The 17,229-nt window shown below is 45.8% G+C and carries 17 protein-coding genes and 1 pseudogene; 9 read left to right on the top strand and 9 right to left on the bottom strand.

What is annotated here, in order from left to right; translation table 11 throughout:
• Positions 1–8: 8 nt before the first annotated feature.
• Complete coding sequence (locus tag SPI9445_RS0120810; RefSeq protein ID WP_017306722.1) at positions 9–530, top strand: HNH endonuclease; 522 nt, start codon at positions 9–11, stop codon at positions 528–530.
• A gap of 70 nt (positions 531–600) precedes the next feature.
• Positions 601–996: an alr0857 family protein gene (locus SPI9445_RS0120815; protein WP_017306723.1), complete on the top strand. Its 396-nt coding sequence runs from the start codon at positions 601–603 to the stop codon at positions 994–996.
• A 199-nt stretch (positions 997–1,195) separates the two neighbouring features.
• Here SPI9445_RS0120815 and acsF read toward each other — a convergent pair whose 3' ends face one another.
• Complete coding sequence (acsF, locus tag SPI9445_RS0120820) at positions 1,196–2,272, bottom strand: magnesium-protoporphyrin IX monomethyl ester (oxidative) cyclase (RefSeq protein ID WP_017306724.1); 1,077 nt, start codon at positions 2,270–2,272, stop codon at positions 1,196–1,198.
• 337 nt (positions 2,273–2,609) lie between these two features.
• On the opposite strand from acsF, the gene SPI9445_RS0120825 reads away from it, so the two are divergent.
• The 3 genes from SPI9445_RS0120825 (at position 2,610) to SPI9445_RS0120835 (ending at position 5,426) form a co-directional block, all read left to right on the top strand.
• Positions 2,610–3,104 (top strand): TM2 domain-containing protein, encoded by a 495-nt coding sequence (locus tag SPI9445_RS0120825; protein WP_017306725.1) that lies wholly within the window; start codon positions 2,610–2,612, stop codon positions 3,102–3,104.
• Positions 3,105–3,177: 73 nt separating this feature from the next.
• Positions 3,178–4,272: a polyamine ABC transporter substrate-binding protein gene (locus SPI9445_RS0120830; protein WP_017306726.1), complete on the top strand. Its 1,095-nt coding sequence runs from the start codon at positions 3,178–3,180 to the stop codon at positions 4,270–4,272.
• Positions 4,273–4,553: 281 nt separating this feature from the next.
• Positions 4,554–5,426 carry an ABC transporter permease gene (locus tag SPI9445_RS0120835; RefSeq protein WP_017306727.1) on the top strand — a complete coding sequence of 291 codons (873 nt, stop codon included), beginning with the start codon at positions 4,554–4,556 and terminating at the stop codon, positions 5,424–5,426.
• Between the two features lie 18 nt (positions 5,427–5,444).
• Here the strand turns inward: SPI9445_RS0120835 and SPI9445_RS0120840 are convergent, their stop codons facing one another.
• On the bottom strand, positions 5,445–6,185 hold the full coding sequence (locus SPI9445_RS0120840) for a sulfite exporter TauE/SafE family protein (RefSeq protein ID WP_017306728.1): 741 nt from the start codon (positions 6,183–6,185) through the stop codon (positions 5,445–5,447).
• A gap of 246 nt (positions 6,186–6,431) precedes the next feature.
• On the opposite strand from SPI9445_RS0120840, the gene gcvT reads away from it, so the two are divergent.
• Entirely contained in the window at positions 6,432–7,565 is a 1,134-nt protein-coding gene (gene gcvT / locus SPI9445_RS0120845) for a glycine cleavage system aminomethyltransferase GcvT (protein ID WP_026079978.1), read from the top strand.
• A gap of 139 nt (positions 7,566–7,704) precedes the next feature.
• The gene (locus SPI9445_RS0120850) at positions 7,705–8,025 is read left to right on the top strand and encodes a YkvA family protein (RefSeq protein ID WP_017306730.1); all 321 of its coding nucleotides are present in this window, start codon (positions 7,705–7,707) and stop codon (positions 8,023–8,025) included.
• A 77-nt stretch (positions 8,026–8,102) separates the two neighbouring features.
• Here the strand turns inward: SPI9445_RS0120850 and SPI9445_RS27125 are convergent.
• From SPI9445_RS27125 to SPI9445_RS0120875, 5 genes and pseudogenes are all read right to left on the bottom strand, one after another.
• Positions 8,103–9,313: pseudogene (locus SPI9445_RS27125) on the bottom strand (RNA-guided endonuclease InsQ/TnpB family protein).
• A gap of 224 nt (positions 9,314–9,537) precedes the next feature.
• Positions 9,538–10,632 carry a class III poly(R)-hydroxyalkanoic acid synthase subunit PhaC gene (phaC, locus tag SPI9445_RS0120860; RefSeq protein WP_026079979.1) on the bottom strand — a complete coding sequence of 365 codons (1,095 nt, stop codon included), beginning with the start codon at positions 10,630–10,632 and terminating at the stop codon, positions 9,538–9,540.
• 244 nt (positions 10,633–10,876) lie between these two features.
• A complete protein-coding gene (gene phaE, locus SPI9445_RS26450) occupies positions 10,877–11,944 on the bottom strand; it encodes a class III poly(R)-hydroxyalkanoic acid synthase subunit PhaE (RefSeq protein ID WP_052646686.1) in 1,068 nt (355 codons plus the stop codon).
• A gap of 141 nt (positions 11,945–12,085) precedes the next feature.
• The gene (phaB, locus tag SPI9445_RS0120870; RefSeq protein WP_017306733.1) at positions 12,086–12,808 is read right to left on the bottom strand and encodes an acetoacetyl-CoA reductase PhaB; all 723 of its coding nucleotides are present in this window, start codon (positions 12,806–12,808) and stop codon (positions 12,086–12,088) included.
• A gap of 107 nt (positions 12,809–12,915) precedes the next feature.
• Positions 12,916–14,106, bottom strand: coding sequence for a thiolase family protein (locus SPI9445_RS0120875; RefSeq protein ID WP_026079980.1), 1,191 nt, complete (start codon positions 14,104–14,106; stop codon positions 12,916–12,918).
• Positions 14,107–14,605: 499 nt separating this feature from the next.
• Between SPI9445_RS0120875 and SPI9445_RS0120880 the strand changes: the two genes are divergently transcribed.
• A complete protein-coding gene (locus SPI9445_RS0120880; RefSeq protein ID WP_017306735.1) occupies positions 14,606–14,845 on the top strand; it encodes a helix-turn-helix domain-containing protein in 240 nt (79 codons plus the stop codon).
• On the top strand, positions 14,829–15,179 hold the full coding sequence (locus SPI9445_RS30155; RefSeq protein ID WP_017306736.1) for a hypothetical protein: 351 nt from the start codon (positions 14,829–14,831) through the stop codon (positions 15,177–15,179). The genes SPI9445_RS0120880 and SPI9445_RS30155 overlap by 17 nt, the downstream gene beginning before the upstream one ends.
• Here SPI9445_RS30155 and SPI9445_RS31235 read toward each other — a convergent pair.
• Positions 15,163–15,849: a hypothetical protein gene (locus SPI9445_RS31235; RefSeq protein WP_017306737.1), complete on the bottom strand. Its 687-nt coding sequence runs from the start codon at positions 15,847–15,849 to the stop codon at positions 15,163–15,165. The two genes, SPI9445_RS30155 and SPI9445_RS31235, sit on opposite strands and share 17 nt — an antisense overlap.
• A gap of 159 nt (positions 15,850–16,008) precedes the next feature.
• Entirely contained in the window at positions 16,009–17,025 is a 1,017-nt protein-coding gene (locus tag SPI9445_RS0120895) for a dihydroorotate dehydrogenase-like protein (protein ID WP_017306738.1), read from the bottom strand.
• Positions 17,026–17,229 lie beyond the last annotated feature (204 nt).

Below are 17,229 nucleotides of genomic sequence, written 5' to 3' on the forward strand. Positions count from 1 at the left end.
GTGTAGCCGTGAGTGTGACTGAACTTTTAACAGAATCTGTGGTTGTTTTTTCCCAAAACTACCTTCCCCTGAGTCGGATTAATCTCCGACGGGCAATCTTGCTCTTAGTGACCCAAAAAGCCGAACCTCTGGACTTTTACAGCCAAGAAGGTTGGGAAATTCGTTCCCCGAATGTGGTGTTATGGATTCCCGTTCATATTCGTCTAACGGTGACGCATACCGAACGAGTCTGGAAAACCCCCCCGGTGACTCGTCGAGAAGTATTGCGCCGAGATCGTCAGACTTGCCAATACTGTGGGAGTCACAAGAAACTGACGTTAGATCACGTTATTCCTCGGTCAAAGGGCGGAAAACACAGTTGGGACAACGTAGTAATTGCTTGTGAGCGGTGTAATGGTTTTAAAGGCGATCGCACCCCCCAGCAAGCGGGAATGGAGTTACGCACCCAGCCTAAACCCCCCGCTAATCCTACCCTACTCTTTGCGAACCAATTCTGGAGAAATCACGAATCAGTTAGGGGTGATTTATAACCAGTCAATTAATTATCAATTATCAATTCTCCACATCCAACAATCCCCTTTCAAGTGCAACTCGCGATCGATGTTAAAGCTAACTTATACGGAAAACGGATTTTATTTAGAACAGTTGACTGTTTCCTTAGAAAACTGGGTGACAGCACGGATGCTCTTAGCCTTGCGTTCCGCGACTTCGATTATGATTGAACCCTCCACCGCCTCCTTTTTGTTACCCGCCAATTTGCCCCAGTGGAGTGAATTGGAACGTTTAGCGATTTCAACAGAAGGCTACGCCAACACCATCACTCTAGCGCGCTGTGACAATGAGTGCCGAGAAGTCTGTTTACAAGGAACTTGGGTCGTTTCAGAGCCAGAGAGTGAAGAGGGGATCTTTATTGCCCATTTAAGTGATGGTCTAGAGCATTTTCTCTATCAACTGTGGCGAGAAGCAGAACGGCTCACCCTACCTACGGGAGATTAACCAAAAAGTTGAGGCAATAGGGAATGGGGAATCGTGATTAGTGATTAGGAAATTGGGAATAGTAAAAAAGCCAGTAGATTTTCCTTCTACTGGCCTTTAATTCTGTTTTGTTCTTACCCAAAAACTTGGGTTTAAAGACTCGTCCTTTTCGGACTGAACGACTCCACCCACAAAGGGATGGAGATGAGAGACAAACTGATTAGAGAACAGTTCCTTCTAGAGAAGTCACATCAATGGGTTTCATGAAATACAACTTCACAAACTGAACCCCATTGCTTAAGTAATGAGGCAGTTTTTTCAGGAACTTAATCGGAGCGGGAGCGTTAGACTCCTCAATCTGACGCAACTGCTCATTATTACTCACACAAGTCTCTAAAGACTCATAGAATTTGGGATTATGTACATCTAACACGATGGGGAAAACCCGTCCGGCGGTGTCATTGGTTTTGTCAATGACATATTTATCATATTCCCGCGCATCTAAGCCCAAAGAAGCATAGAAACCCGAACGTTGGACATCATTTAAGTACATGGTAGCGAACACAGACAACAAGAAGAAACGACACCAGAGTTTCGCTTTCCAGTCGTTTAAGAATTGAGGCTGTGCTTTCATGATGGCATCAAAGAAGTCCCCATGACGGTTTTCATCTTGACACCAATTTTCAAAGAATTTGAAAATAGGATAAATCCGATTTTCAGGATGTTGCTCTAGATGACGGTAAATGGTGATATAACGCCAGTAACCGATTTTTTCCGATAAATAGGTGGCGTAGAAAATAAACTTGGGCTTAAAGAAGGTATATTGACGACTCTTGGTTAAAAACCCTAAATCTAAGGTGAGGTTGAAATCCGACATGGCCTTGTTCAAGAACCCAGCGTGACGGGCTTCATCCCGAGACATGAGTTGGAAACACTCGGCAACCAAGGGGCTAGAGGTTTTCAGTTTACGAGCCAGTTCCTTGTAGAGCAGGAAGCCGGAAAATTCAGCCGTGCAAGAACGCTCTAAGAATTCAATAAACAAGCGACGGGTTTCACCGTCGATATGCTCCCAAGATTGATTAAAGTCCTCATCTCGGACAAAGTGCTTTTGATTATAGTCGGCGCGGAATTCTTCTAGTATAGCCCGCAGTTCGTCCTCGTTAACGGAGATGTCCATTTTGGCCATCTCGTCAAAGTCTGTGGTGTAAAAACGAGGGGTGAGGATTGTTTCCTTGGCGGGAACCTTAACACCGGGACGGATTTCGTCAAATTCAGGTTTCTGAACGGTACTTACCATGATGTTGTATTGAGATGTTGTATTGAGATGTGGTATTGAGATGTTCTATTTGGAGGTGTTTTATTGATTTTGTGTTGCTCTGAAGCTAATCAGATGAAACCAATCATGGGTTACGACGCTCCAAGTTATAGGGACTTTTGTGATTCTAGATTGCATTCCAGTGTACCAAGGAGCATGGGGGGGGTTAAGCCTGTTTGTGTTAAGAGTTACAACGATTTTATGAAGTTATGTAACAAAAACCCAGAGGAGATGGATTCTGGTACCGCCAGCCTGTAGTTAAAGGGCGGGTCTTTTAGAATAGGAATAAGACAACGTGAGTATGACGGTTTTGGGTTCTATGAATAGTAACACTACCCGAACTGAGCGGTTGCTAATCTCTTACGCTCTGTGGGCGAGTATTTTTGTGGGGATTGGTGGTATTCACCGTTTATACAACGGGAAAATCGGCTCGGGGCTTTTGTGGTTTTGTACATTCGGTTTGTTTGGGGTGGGGCAGTTTGTGGATTTGTTCTTAATTCCGAATATGGCGGAGGAGTACGATCTCAAGTTGCGGATGAAGTATGGGGTGCTGCCCAATGGGGTGCCGATGCCGACGGCGACGATTGCACCGACGATGGTCGATACTTCTGGGTCGGATAATTTAAGGGTTCGTTTGCTGAAAGCGGCTCAAAAGCGTCAGGGGAGAATCTCTGTTACCCAGGCGGTGTTAGAGACGGGGGCAGATTTTGCGGAGGTAGAGGAAGCGTTAATGAAGATGGTTAAGAAGGGATATGCGAATATTGATAATGATCCGATTAAAGGAACGATTATCTACGAGTTTCCGGAGTTGTAGTAGAGTCGGATGAGGCAAAATAGAGGATATTGGCTCGACTCGGGCGGTTTTCTCAATTAATACACCATAGTTCATGTCTCTCAATCGTCGCCGTTTTTTCCAATCTTCTACGCTCCTGCTGGCTGGAACGACGCTCTCCAGTTGTGGGTGGACTTTGGCTAGTGTAAAGCCTACGGCAACGCGCCAAGGTTCGGCAGATGAACTCTATATTTACACTTGGGCGGGCTATACGGATGATGACCTGTTGCAACGGTTTCAGGAAGAAACAGGCATCCGGGCGGTGGCCGATGTGTTTGATTCTAATGAGGCGATGTTAGCTCGCTTACAGGCTAGTGGCGGGGGGGATTATAGCATCATTTACCCTTCGGATTATATGGTGCAGAAGATGGTGGAGTTAGACTTGCTGCGGGAATTGGATCACGATCAAATTGTGGGTTTGGATCGGCTGTTTCCCCGTTTCCAGAATCCGGTTTATGATCCCCACAATCGTTATAGTATTCCCTTAAGTTGGGGGACAACGGGGTTGATTTATAATCGGACTCAACTGTTGGAACCGCCTCAAGATTGGGATTATCTCTGGGAACATCAGGGGGATTTGCGTAAGCGGATTACGCTGTTAAATGATGTGCGGGAGGTGATTGGGGCTACGTTGCGATCGCTGGGTTATTCTTACAATTCTACTGACCCTGAAGCCCTAGAGGCGGCGTATCAGAAGCTAAGGGATTTAAAACCTGCGATCGCTTCCTTTACTTCTGATGCTTGGCGCAATCAAATCCTAACGGGGGATCTCCTTGTGGCCATGTGTTATGCTCCCGATGCCAATGAGGTGATGCAGGAAAACGAGGATTTGCAGTATGTTCTCCCCCTCAGTGGTTCATCCCTTTGGGGAGATACCTTGGTGATTCCCCGCACGGCGCCTAATGTGGCGGGGGCCTATGCTTGGATCAATTTCATGTTACAGCCGGATATTGCGGCCGAAATTTGCGATCGCCTCAGTTTTGCCACCCCTAACGAACAAGCCTTTAAGCAACTCCCCCGTCGTATCCGCGAAAATGTCTGTTTATTCCCCCCAGAACCCGCCATCGGCAACTGTGAGGGCTTAATCCCCATTGATGAAACCATCAGCGCCCTCTATGACCGTTACTGGACTCAACTCACCAGTGGTTAAGTGGGGGAGGGGGAGCAGGGGAGAGGTAATAAGCAACCTGAACAAGTTAAGCTTGTGTGCATTTTGTCAAGTCCCATATATAGCGTCCAATAAATTGGACAACAGTATTTTTTATAGAGTCTTCAATTTTGGACACAACCGGATTTTCCCGACTCCCCTGTTCCTTCCCGTTCCCTGTTCCCTTGACTTCTAACGTTGAGCCTTAACTTGTCAAGATTGGGTAATAGGTAATAATTATCAACTCCCGATACCCTGTTCAAGGATTGCTATATTGATTGATTATGCTTGATCCCCAACCCCCCTTAGAAAAACCCTCCCAACCTTGGTTAGGCCTTTCGATCCTCCTCGGGCCGCCCGGATTGTGGCTGTTATTACTCCTTGTCTTACCCACCCTCATTATTGTGGAATTGAGTCTAGTTCCCAATATCCACCCCGGAGAAGTGGTCAATCCCAGTGGACTGGATAACTATTTCCGGGTGTTTGATGGGATTAATCTCAAGGTTTTAGGACGTTCTCTCCTCTTCGCCTCCGGCTCCACCCTCCTCTGTCTCCTCCTTGGGTTTCCCGTGGCCTACTGGATTGCTCAAATGTCGCCCCCACGTTGGCGGAATCTGCTGTTGTTGGGGTTTATCCTCCCCCTGTGGACTTCTTCCCTCCTGCGAACCTACGCTTGGATCACCATTCTCCGCCCCACAGGACTCCTCAACACCATCCTAACCAGTGTGGGACTCCCGGCCTTAGAATTGCTCAATCGTACCCCGGCTGTGTTTATTGGCATGGCCTACAGTTATTTACCCTATATGGTTTTAATCCTCTATGCGTCTTTAGAGAAATTAGATCGGGAACTTCTCGAAGCGTCGGCTGATTTAGGCGCAAATCCCCTCGAAACCTTTTGGAAAGTGACTATCCCCCAAACCTTCCCCGGTATTGCGGCCGCTTCCCTATTGGTGTTTATTTCGGGATTGGGGGATTTTGTCGATCCTGAACTGTTGGGGGGTGCGTCCAGTATGACCATTTCTAGGCTGATTTATAACCAATTTTTAGGGGCTTCTCGCAATTGGGGGTTTGGTTCGGCTTTGAGTACCGTGTTAATTGTAGCCGTGAGTGTGGCGATCGCACTTTTAATTAAATATGGCGATCGCGAATCCATCTAATCGTTGATTGGGAATTAATCACCAACCCCCCAACAGCGTCCGTTGTTGCCACAACATAAACATCCCACTACAGGCGACAAACGCAATAGCAAAACGGCGGAATTGTTGGTCACTAATCCGCTTTAACACCCGTTGCCCCAACCAATTCCCCGGCAGCGCCGCCACCCCCAAAATAATCCCATAGCCCAAATGTTCCGTCGTCAACACCCCGAACCCCCCATAGGCGAGAATTTTCACCAGATGAACCAGTAAAATATTCAAAGATTTGGTCGCCAGCATTTGCTCCTTCATTAACCCCGCACTAAGATAAAACGGGTGTAGCACCGGCCCGGTACTACCAATTAAACCCGACAGCAACGCATAAACCAAAGCCACCGGGAGAAAATACCACGCCTTGACCTCAAAATGCTGAACTTGTCGCTCCAAAACCATCGCCACCACCGACGTTAATAAAAACAGTGCCAGCAACACCGACAACCAAGCAATCTGAGTGCGGCTAAACAAAAACGCCCCGATAATACTACCAACAATGCCCCCCGGCACATACCAACGGGTAATAGACCAATCCACCTCTTGCCAATAAATCACCGTCCGTTGAGCATTCCCAAACAACATTCCCACCGTAATAATCGGCGGAATAGCCGTCGCATCCACCAACAAACTCAACACGGGAATTAAAACTAACGGACTCCCCCCACCAATCAAGCTACTAATAAACCACGCCAGACTACTGGCAAACACTAACCCGAAAATGATCACAGTTTTCCTGAGAGTCCCTTTTTCATTTCTGCTTTTCTTATTTTAAGGGAACAGCGAACGGGGAGCAGGGAACGGGGGGAGAGGGAAAGACGAGGAATTAAGACCTATTACCCATTACCTACTCCCTATTCCCTAGCCCAGTTATTCAGCAAGCCCTATCTAGCGGCTGAACTTGTCACCAATGCAGCGAATCCCGTTAACATATGAAACATTACGCAATCAACTTTGGTTTAGGGAAAATAATTCGTGGCTAGCGTCCAAACCTCATCGAATCTAGCAAAAACGCCCCTCTATGCACTCATGGCGGCACAAAATGCCCGTTTTACGGAGTTTGCCGGATGGGAAATGCCTGTGCAGTTTAGCGGACTGAAACAAGAACATGAAGCCGTCCGAACTCAGGTGGGAATGTTTGATATTTCCCACATGGGTAAATTTCTGATTCAAGGCCATGACTTGTTACAGCATTTACAGGGTTTAGTCCCCTCGGATTTAGGGCGTTTACAGCCCGGACAAGCGCAATATACGGTTTTGTTGAATCGTAGAGGGGGAATTATTGATGATGTGATTGTCTACTATCAAGGCACCAGCGAGACGGGGGAAGAACATGGCGTAATTATCGTTAATGCCGCCACTCGCGCCCGGGATAAAGCTTGGTTATTAGCCCACTTTGAGGATGCCCCCGTTGCTATGTGGGATGTGTCTAAGGAAAAAATCCTCGTCGCGCTTCAAGGCCCCCAAGCGCTGGCGGTGTTACAGCCCCTTGTAGAAGCCGATTTAAGCAGCATACCCGCCTTTGGTCACTGTACCACCCCCCTCCTTGGTCAAGAGGCCTTTATTGCCCGCACTGGGTACACGGGAGAAGATGGTTTTGAGGTGATGGTTGATGTGGCTGTGGGTCAAGAACTTTGGCAAGCCCTGACTGAGGCCGGGGTGACTCCTTGTGGTTTGGGGGCGCGGGATACCCTCCGTTTAGAGGCCGGGATGGCTCTTTATGGACAGGATTTAGATGAAACGACCACGCCTTTAGAGGGGGGTTTAGGGTGGTTAGTTCACTTAGAGAGTAAAGGGGACTTTTTAGGGCGATCGGTGTTGGAAACCCAAAAAAGTAACGGCATCCCTCGGCGTTTAGTGGGTCTGGAAATGACCGGGCGTTATATTGCTCGCCATGGGTATCCGGTCATCTATGAGGGGGAATCGGTGGGAGAAGTGACCAGTGGGACACTCTCTCCGACTTTGGGAAAGGCGATCGCCCTAGCTTATGTCCCTAAAGCTCTAAGCAAGCCGGGACAAGCCCTAGAAGTGGAAATTCGGGGCAAAACTTACCCCGCCCAAGTGGTGAAAAAGCCCTTTTATCGTTCCCCTAATCGTCCCTCCAAGTAAGCCATAGGGGTAATTCATGAATTACCCCCACCCTCCACACCCCTAGGGTAATATCCCACCCAATTAGGTGGGATATTCCCTCTAACCGTTTTGGGTTGAATCTGTCACCATAAAGATCAAATCACTCAAGCCATGTCCTATGAAAAAGTTGGTTGAATCCTTTTACGTTTGGTATCGCAAAACCCTACGGAACACCAAATATCGCTGGGTTCTCATTGGTGGTACTATTCTATATCTCATCAGTCCTATTGATATTTCCCCCGACTTTATCCCCATCATTGGCTGGATTGATGACGGGATTATTGCCACAGTTTTGGTCACGGAACTGACTCAATTAGTGCTGGAGAACCGGAAACGCCGCAAAGAGGGCAATATGGCACAAGAGGAGGAAAGGGCGAAATCGGATTCAGAAGTCGTGGTGGATGTTGTGGCAGAACCTTCAACCTCTGCCAAAGTTTAAACCCCTTGAGGGGTCGAAAAGTTTCCCTTTAACGGGAGACTAAACTAATTCCCCAGTAAAAAACCGGGTTTCGTGAACTACCCCACCCTGCCGTTGGCGAGGATGGGGCTTCCTGATTCAATGGGAACAGCATCTAGCAAAACCGAAATCTTGCCAGGTTGTCTTACGTTCCCTCCCCAGGCCGTATCGCTGGTTCCCAACGACAATATCCGCAAGGCTTCATTTTTAATGTTTTGTGCTGCATTAATATCGCGGTCATGGTGTGTGCCACAATTTTGACATTCCCATTGCCGAACTTCTAACGGCAAGCTATCCACTCGATTCAGGCAAACGTGACAAGTTTTTGAAGACGCAAAAAAGCGGTCAACTTCAATATAGGTTTTGCCTTCCCACTCGGCTTTGTATTTCAGCATTGTGGTAAACATTCCCCAACCCACATCACTAATTTTCTTGGCTAGTTTAGGGTTTTTTACCATCCCTTTGACGTTCAGATTTTCTACAGCAATCACTTGGTTTTCGTTAACTATCTTGCGGGATATTTTGTGGAGAAAGTCCTCACGACATCGGGCTATCTTACTATGAACTTTGGCGACTTTTTGTTTCGCCTTAGCTCGATTTTTACTACCTTTTTGTTTACGCGATAGCTTTTTTTGTTTGCGCTTGAGGTTATTTTGGTGTTTGGCAAAATGGCGGGGATTATCGTACTTAGACCCATCGCTAGTAATCGCAAAATGAGTTAGTCCAACATCAATGCCAATAGCTTTACCCCTCAACCGATGGGCTAATGGCATCTTTACCGTCATCCACTAACACTGAAGCATAGTATTTGCAGTCAGGATTTTTGGAAAAAAGAAACTGTTTTGATTGTCCCTTCAAGTTCCCGATGACGACGGCAATACACTAACCCAATTTTTCCCGGTATTTTGAGATAGTCCCCTTCAAACTTAACGTTGGCAGGATAACTTAAAGACTGCCGACCATGCTTGGACTTGAAACGGGGTGACAGCGCCCGTTTCTCAAAAAAGTTTTTGTAGGCAGTAGAAAGATTAAGTGCAACCACCTGTAAGGATTGGGAGTAGGCATCTGTTAGCCAAGGATATTCCTTTTTTAGTTTAGGTAACAGGCTTTGAATGTATCCACGAGACAATCCTTTCCCCGTCTCGATATAGGTTTTTTGGCACAAGTCTAACGCCAAATTCCAATACCAACGACAGCATCCGAACGCCTTAGCCAGGGATACTTTTTGCTCGTCAGTAGGATAGATACGATACTTGTACGCCTTATACATTATCGAGAACCGATTTTGCTGACAACAGTATAACAGATTATCTAAGGATTTTATCCAAGGATTCGCTGTCGCTCAGTATATTACTGGGTTGCTATCCATCCCCTCCCTGCAAGCGAGGAAGGGGAATTCCGCAACATTTTTGTTAAAGAAACCCGGTTTTTTACTATTTCAGCCCCCCACTCCAACCCGAGAAAATGGGGGTGCAATACTCAATCCAATCTAGTTCACAGTCGGGTTTTTAACCAATCAACAATCGTCGGCGGTAAATCTCGCTGAACCTTCCCACTCACATACATCCCAATATGTCCCACTGGGAACGATTGCGCGGTGTAGTCTTTGGTTTTCACATACTGTTCTAACGCTAAAGAAGACTCCGGCGGCACTAAATGATCTTTCTCCGCATAGAGATTTAAAATCGGCATAGTCAGGTTACTTAAATTCACCTGTTTATCCCCAATCATTACCTCCCCTTTAATCAACTTATTCCCTTGATAAAAGTCTTTCATGAATTGGCGATAAGTTTCTCCTGCTTGGTCTGGACTGTCAAAAATCCATTTTTCCATGCGCAGGAAATTCAAGATTTTATCCTCACTGTCCATAATTTCCGGGAAATCTAAATACTTCTGAATCCCTAACTGTCGCGGTTTCAACATTAGAAACTCTAAATTCAGATAATCTCCGGGAATATTACCCAAAGAATCCACCATCAAATCTACATCTAACGCTTCCGCCCCTAATGTACAACCTCCCCGCATATTTAACAAACTATTGGGCATATTAAAATCTACTGGGGCAACCATGACAATCAGGTTTTTGACCTTCTCAGGATAGAGAGAACTATAACACAAGCTAAACGTTCCTCCCTGACAAACCCCCAAAAGATTTACTTTATCTAACTTGTTGGTTTCCCGGATAAAATCAACGCAATTATTGATATAACCGTTGATATAATCATCTAAGGTTAACCAACGGTCAGCCCGTGTGGGGTAGCCCCAATCAATTAAATAAACATCTAAGCCCAATTTTAACAAATTCGCCACAAGGGAACGATTTTCCTGTAAATCCACCATAAAGGGGCGATTCACAAGGGCGTAGACAATCAAAACCGGAACAGCCAAGGGCTTTTTAACAACAGGTTTAAAGCGATACAATGTGATTTTATCTTCCTGATAAACCACATCCTTGGGACTTGCGCCAATCTCAATATCTTCTTCCCGTAAACGACTTAAGTTTTCAATTCCTTTAACTAACTTTTGCGTTAGTTCGGTGTATTCGTGGGTAGTATCTTCTAAACCCATTTGGGTTAAAAACGGTAACATAATTCTGAGGACTCCTTGTAATAAATGCCAACATTCTGGAGAGAAGTGGGGCGGAAAATCCGCCACAGCAGGGGAGGGATAATCAGCCATTAAGGGATGAGCGTAGCCGTGGGAGGTGATCATTTTTCCTCCTGAATTATGTCCCTCTTCCTTCACTTGTGGTCATTTTTAACCAACCACACTTTTTGATGCGATTCGTAGGTTGGGTGTAGCGACAGCGAAACCCAACAAATCCTAGGCGAAATCAAGCATCAGTTCCTTTAGGCTTTTCTGCTTTATTCGTTGTCGCAGTTTTACTGTCTTTAGATGACAAAGTAACTTCTTTTTGCGCGTCCTTTTGTGCAAGGTCTTTTTTAAGTTGTTTTAGTTCTTTGCGCAGTTCATAGATAGTTTTGTGCATCTCGTCTACTTCACTGCGTAAGGGCATATTCATGCTTTTTAGGAACAATTCCATTAACTCTTGTTGTTCCAGTCGATAGGCACTTAAAGCATTTAAGAACGCGCCGCGAATTTTTAAGTTTTCCTCCTTACAAAATGCCTCACCAAAAACATCATCAGCAATTTCGCTCCAAACTTGTTGGAATTGCTTCCAAGTTTGAATAGCTTCGCCTTTTTCAGCGCGAGAAATCAAGTTTTGCATCAGAGATTCAAAGGAACGCACTTGAATATCTGCTAAAACTACCTGGTAGTTAATACTTGCTTGATTGAGGTTTTTCCATGCGTCAAAACTGCGAACTAATTTGCCATTAAATTCTCGCGTCGGTCCGAGAATTGGACTTTGCATCAAGCTACCAAAGCTTTCTTCATAGAATAAGTTCCAGTAGAGGTTATTTAACTCAATCCAAGCGGAACTATTTCCCGTGGCGGCTTTGCCCATTGTACCTAGATGGAGTCCCATTGGATCTAACCAAAGTTGGGTCACTTTCTGGACTTCTTGTAGATACAATTGCCACATTTGGGCAACATCTTGATTAATTTGTAGGTTGCCGTGGCTCACACTTTCGAGTTGTTCGCGCATTTTTTGGGCATACTGACTCATGGTTTTAGGCCAGTCGCCGCCGCTTTCGAGTTGGGGGAAAATATCTTTCCACGCATCAAAGGAGAGTTTAACGAAGCGCAGCCACAAGTCCTGATTTTCGAGATAACGATGGGTGAATTTATCGAGTTCTGGCTGAACATCTCCAAGGGGTTTGGCGGTGGAAACGGTTCCCATAAAATCAAACCAGTTCCGCCAAACTTGGGTACTGGTTTCTGTCCAAGTATTAACCACTTCACTGGCCATATTATTCCAGTTTTTCGTGTTGTTGGTCATAATGTTTTCCTCGTTTTTTCTTAAAACAATTGCGTAGGAGGTGGGGGGGAGGGGGAACTGATAATTGATGATTATTCCCGATTCCCTAGGGCGCAAGCATTGCGCCCCTACACCGACTCCCCATTCCCTGTTCCCTATCCATTAAGTATGATGTGCGCCATTAACGCGCAGGACTTCACCGGAGACGTAGCTACTGGCGACGGGGGAGAGGAGATAGGCAACGGCCCAAGCAATATCTTGAGGTTCTCCGAAGCGTCGGAAGGGGATTTCTGCGGTGATTTTGTCGCGCACTTTGTCGGGGATGGCTTGGGTCATTTCGGTGTTGATGAATCCGGGGGCGATCGCATTGGCCCGCACACTATACCGCGCACATTCCCGCGCTAAGGATTTGACGATGCCGATAACTCCCGCTTTGGTGGCGGCATAGTTGGCTTGTCCGGCATTCCCGCGATCGCCTGAAATGGAACTAATAGCGACAATGGATCCCCCATTCTGCTCATACATCCCTTCAATAAAGGGCTGGATGGTGTTTTTAACGCCTTTTAAGTTAACGTTAATGACGGCATCCCAATCCGCATCGGTGAGTTTGGTAAAGAAGTTATCCCGCGTGATGCCTGCATTGGCCACCACCCCATAGACGGGGCCGAGTTTTTCGGTGATGGTTTGGGCGGCCGCCTGCATTGATTCTAAACTGGTGACATCGGCTTCCACGGCTAAGGCTTTGCCGTCGTCGTCGGAAATCACAATGTCGGTATAAGCCACTTTTGCGCCTAATTCCAGCAACAAGTTGACAATCGCTTTGCCAATCCCTCGATTTCCACCGGTTACGACGATGACTTTATCTTCTAATCCCAGAGATACCATATTAATTTTGCTCCTAAAATGATTACGGATTTATCCCCCCTAGCCCCATCTTTGGGAGGGGGGAATCATGCCCCCTCCGTTCCCTTGTGGGGAGGGGAGAGGGGGGTTTATAGTCGTTCTAAGGCGATCGCAGTTCCGCCCCCGGTACCATGACACAAAGCCGCAATACCGCGTGTTTTATCCTGTTCCTGTAGGGCATTTAACAGCGTGACAACCACCCGCGCCCCCGATGCGCCGATGGGATGGCCAAGGGCGATCGCACCCCCATTCACATTCAACTGCTCATGAGGCACCCCCAGCAACTTGTTAAACAACAAATTACTCACCGCAAAAGCCTCGTTATTCTCAAACAAATCAAAATCCGCTATACCCATCCCCAGCTTATCCAGCAGCTTCTTCGTGGCATAAATCGGCACTTCCGGGAAACGCCAACTTTCGCCCCCCGCCCAAGCACCCCCTAACACCTTCGCCAACGGTGTTAAGCCATAACGCTCTACAGCCTCCCCACTGGCAAGAATTAACGCCGCCGCCCCATCAGAGAGTTGGCTACAATTCCCCGCCGTTAACACCCCATCCGGCTTAAAGGCAGGGCGTAACTTCGCCAAACTTTCCAGCGTCGTCTCAGCACGAATCCCCTCATCACTCTCCAGTAACTTGGTTTCCTTCTTCACCCGCACCTCTACCGGGGTAATTTCTCCCTTGAAAGCCCCTCGCGCTGTCGCTGCTGCCGCCCGTTGTTGGGAATAAGCCGCCACCTCATCCAGCGCCTCACGGGTAAAACCATGATCCGCCGCCAGACGTTCCGTTTGTTCTCCCATTCCTTCACCCGTCAGAGAATCCGTCAAACCGTCATAAATCAATAAATCCGTCAACGGTTCCGGCGCACCCAACAGGGTTTTATAGCCCCAACGCGCCCGGGCAGAAAGAGCAAAAGCCGTCTGAGACATAGATTCCATGCCCCCCGCTAACACCACATCCGCCTCCCCTGCCCGAATGGTAATCATCCCGTTATAAAGGGCCATCATCGCCGAGGAACAAACCATATCAATGGCGTAACCATCCACCGTCGGAGGAATCCCCGCCTTAATCGCCGCTTGACGGGGGAGCAATTGCCCATGTCCCCCTCGTAGGACATTGCCCATAATGTAGAGATCGAGGTTTTCTGGAGCAATGCCAGCCTTTTGGAGAGCAGCCGCCATTGCATAGCCTCCCAATTCGGTAGGCGCAAATCCCGACAAGCCACCCCCAAAACGACCTAACGGTGTACGAACTGCGGAGACAATATAAGTGTCAGTCATGATAATCCTGCAAAATGATTGATTATCGAAGTCGAGAAAATTCTAGTTTTTTGAGTTTCTCCTTTGATTAAATACAATTACCAACCAGAGCAGGCTTGATCTTCCAATCAACCCACTAATCCTTTTACGGCTATTGTTTCAATCAAACAAGCCTTAAGATAACATTTAAAGATCCCCTCTCTCTCGTTTTTCGCAGGGTTAAAACAATTCTTTTCTTTTCTCAATATTTATTCATGAACATTAAGGAAAAATGAAGGAGTTACGCAATAGAATTAAGTATAAAATACAACCCATTGGGATAGAATTAAACCGGATTTAATTCCGACCTTTAAAGTCGGATTTCTAAGGATATTTTATCCTAATTACTCGCCTCATGATAGGCTTGACAATATTTTCCGCGAACTCCTCCCGTAACATCTTGTTAAAAAACGTAATTCTCGGATTTTCCGAATACTATAGTCTGTAGACTGAGCGTCTCTATATTTGAGATAATGCTGTTATGACAAAAATTAATAACGCTTTGGGTCAAGTTCTGATTAAGTACAGAACATTGGCAAAAATTTCCCAAGAAGAGCTTGCTGACAGAGCAGGTATACACCGCACCTATGTTAGCCAGATAGAGCGCGGCTTGAAATCACCTACTTTATCGATTTTGTTTAAGATTTCAGAATCTTTAAACACAACTCCCAGTATTTTGCTGTCTGAAGTTGAACAGATATTAGATGACATACATCCTTAAACCAAATTTTAATATTGACTGCGGCTTTAATTTGAATGGAAACCACATCAAGTCAGCCTTAGATCAAACTAATAGATTTTTAGAAACTATCCCTTCAACTGTTTACAAGAACATTGATTATAAAACCACAAGCTCTATTGTGGGTTCTATGTTTTGTCACGCTATAGCAGATGTAGTAGGTGCAATAGTTAATCCTATCGAAAAAGGACATCCTGATATTATTCCCATCGCAGGAAAAGACGCATCAGAAGGAGAACTTCGTAATTATCCTGTAGGACTTGAGGTTAAATGTACAGTCGGCAATATTCCTAAAGGTTCTAACTTGAGGGGCTGAGTTGCTGGCTTGTTTTGTTAGACCGATAGTAGATGAATTCTTTGCTACTCTTGCCTGCCACGCCCTTTAACTCTAGTAAGGGTTTAAACGGTAAATAATCTCCTTGATACCCTTCACAAAATATAATTTCTCCTTTTCTTTCTTTTGACCATATGGCTAAGTTTTGATAATTGATTAGATGGCTGCCATAGCGATAACCTTTACCTGCATCGTCTTTGTACGGTGGATCAATAAACCAAGTCGCTTCTATGTCAGGAGCCATAGTATAATCACCGTGAATAATCTGCCAGTGCTTAATTTTAAATAAGTTGTCTGACATATATCGCTTACTAATTGCCCAATTTCTAGCCAGTAGCGGAGTTACTTTAATAGTCTTATAGTGAAACGCCATTTTTGTAGCGGCGTGGACAATATGAAGAAACTCAGAGCTTTTTTCTCCAATTTTTAGATCGGGAAGGCTTTTGATTTCAGATGCAGTCGCGTAGTGAATCAACCATCTCCAAATCTCAAAAACACGCTCATCTCTCTCAACTAAAATAACTTTTCTTTTCCAGTTTCCTCCATAAAGAGAATAAGCGGCTGAACCAGCAAAAGGTTCAATAATCGTCTCGAAATTAGGTAATGGATAATGTTTCGCGATTTGCTTTTTTCTGCCGTAGTAGTAGAACATACGCTTGCTAGGTTTTGAATACTAGGGTATTCAGTTTGTGTGCAGGAGTCAAGAGAACACACCTGACAAATCCCTACACAACAGATAATTCCTAGCTGCCGAACAAGGGGGTGCGCCAGAGAAAGGGAAACCCTGACGCACCAGACAAATTAACTCACTCTATGGGGCAAAGGTGAAAGAATCAGGATGATAAGATTGAATCCCCTGCATATATTGCACCCGTTCAAAGGCGCTTTCATTCGGACATTTAATCTGACTCATACTGCCTTGCATTTGCTTCACAGACTCATACTCATTTTCCTCCATCCAATGCACGATTTCCTGTTCTAAGGTGCGAATGTAGGGAATCCCATGACGCAATAACACAGAACAAATCTGGGTAATATTTGCCCCAGCCATTAACATTTTCAGCGCGTCTTTGCCATGTTGTATCCCACTGGTGGAGGCTAAATCACACTCAATGCGCCCGTATAAAATGGCAATCCAGCGCATGGGTAAACGCATCGCTTGGGGTGTGCTTAACAAAATATTGGGACGCACGACTAATTCATCAATATCAATGTCCGGTTGATAGAAACGGTTAAACAAAACTAACCCATCGGCCCCGGCATCACTAAAGCGTTTAGCCATGTACGCCATATTGCTAAAAAATGGGCTGAGTTTCAAGGCAACAGGAATAGAAACCTCGGCTTTGACGGCGGTTAAAATATCTAGATAATTCTGCTCAATTTGCGCCCCTGTGGTGTGCATATCGGTAGGAATATCATAGATATTCAATTCTAAAGCGTCGGCTCCGGCTTCTTGAATTAGTTTAGCAAAATGAGTCCAACCGCCAATATTATTACCGTTTAAGGAGGCAATAATGGGAATATTAACCGATTCCTTACAACTGCGAATGTGGTCTAAATACAATTCAGGGCCGACGTGGAAGGTTTCGGGTTCTGGGAAGTAGGTTAAAGCTTCGGCAAAGGTTTCTGTTCCGTAGGTTAAATGGTGATGCAGTTCGTATTGTTCTTTCTCTAATTGTTCCTCAAAAATACTATGCAGCACAACGGCGGCCGCGCCGGAATCTTCCATTAATTTAATGTTGTCCAGATTCTCGGTTAAGGGGGCGGCGGCGGAAGGAACGAGGGGGGATTTTAAGTTCAGTCCTAGATACGTGGTTGTGAGATCCATCTGTTGTTTTATCCGTAATAAAGGTGCATTCGATGTCCTATTTTGTTCAGTTTTTCCTGCTGTAGGTTGGGTGCAGCGACAGCGAAACCCAACAAGTTGCAACTTTTGTCCAGTTTTTCTTCCTGTAGGTTGGGTGCAGCCAAGCGCGAAACCCAACAAATCACCCCAACAATTCACGGCAGGATTGAGCCGAACAAAACAGGA

The sequence above is a fragment of the Spirulina subsalsa PCC 9445 genome, assembly GCF_000314005.1.
GTDB classification, from domain to species: domain Bacteria; phylum Cyanobacteriota; class Cyanobacteriia; order Cyanobacteriales; family Spirulinaceae; genus Spirulina_A; species Spirulina_A subsalsa.

Coding starts and splice junctions, on each gene's coding strand:
- phaB (WP_017306733.1), bottom strand. CDS start 12,808: ATGGTATCTCTGGGATTAGAAGATAAAGTCATCGTCGTAACCGGTGGA.
- phaC (WP_026079979.1), bottom strand. CDS start 10,632: ATGTTACCGTTTTTAACCCAAATGGGTTTAGAAGATACTACCCACGAA.
- SPI9445_RS0120835 (WP_017306727.1), top strand. CDS start 4,554: ATGCTTGATCCCCAACCCCCCTTAGAAAAACCCTCCCAACCTTGGTTA.
- SPI9445_RS0120875 (WP_026079980.1), bottom strand. CDS start 14,106: ATGACTGACACTTATATTGTCTCCGCAGTTCGTACACCGTTAGGTCGT.
- SPI9445_RS0120825 (WP_017306725.1), top strand. CDS start 2,610: ATGAATAGTAACACTACCCGAACTGAGCGGTTGCTAATCTCTTACGCT.
- SPI9445_RS0120895 (WP_017306738.1), bottom strand. CDS start 17,025: ATGGATCTCACAACCACGTATCTAGGACTGAACTTAAAATCCCCCCTC.
- SPI9445_RS0120830 (WP_017306726.1), top strand. CDS start 3,178: ATGTCTCTCAATCGTCGCCGTTTTTTCCAATCTTCTACGCTCCTGCTG.
- SPI9445_RS31235 (WP_017306737.1), bottom strand. CDS start 15,849: ATGTTCTACTACTACGGCAGAAAAAAGCAAATCGCGAAACATTATCCA.
- acsF (WP_017306724.1), bottom strand. CDS start 2,272: ATGGTAAGTACCGTTCAGAAACCTGAATTTGACGAAATCCGTCCCGGT.
- phaE (WP_052646686.1), bottom strand. CDS start 11,944: ATGACCAACAACACGAAAAACTGGAATAATATGGCCAGTGAAGTGGTT.
- SPI9445_RS30155 (WP_017306736.1), top strand. CDS start 14,829: ATGACATACATCCTTAAACCAAATTTTAATATTGACTGCGGCTTTAAT.
- SPI9445_RS0120815 (WP_017306723.1), top strand. CDS start 601: ATGTTAAAGCTAACTTATACGGAAAACGGATTTTATTTAGAACAGTTG.
- SPI9445_RS0120880 (WP_017306735.1), top strand. CDS start 14,606: ATGACAAAAATTAATAACGCTTTGGGTCAAGTTCTGATTAAGTACAGA.
- SPI9445_RS0120850 (WP_017306730.1), top strand. CDS start 7,705: ATGAAAAAGTTGGTTGAATCCTTTTACGTTTGGTATCGCAAAACCCTA.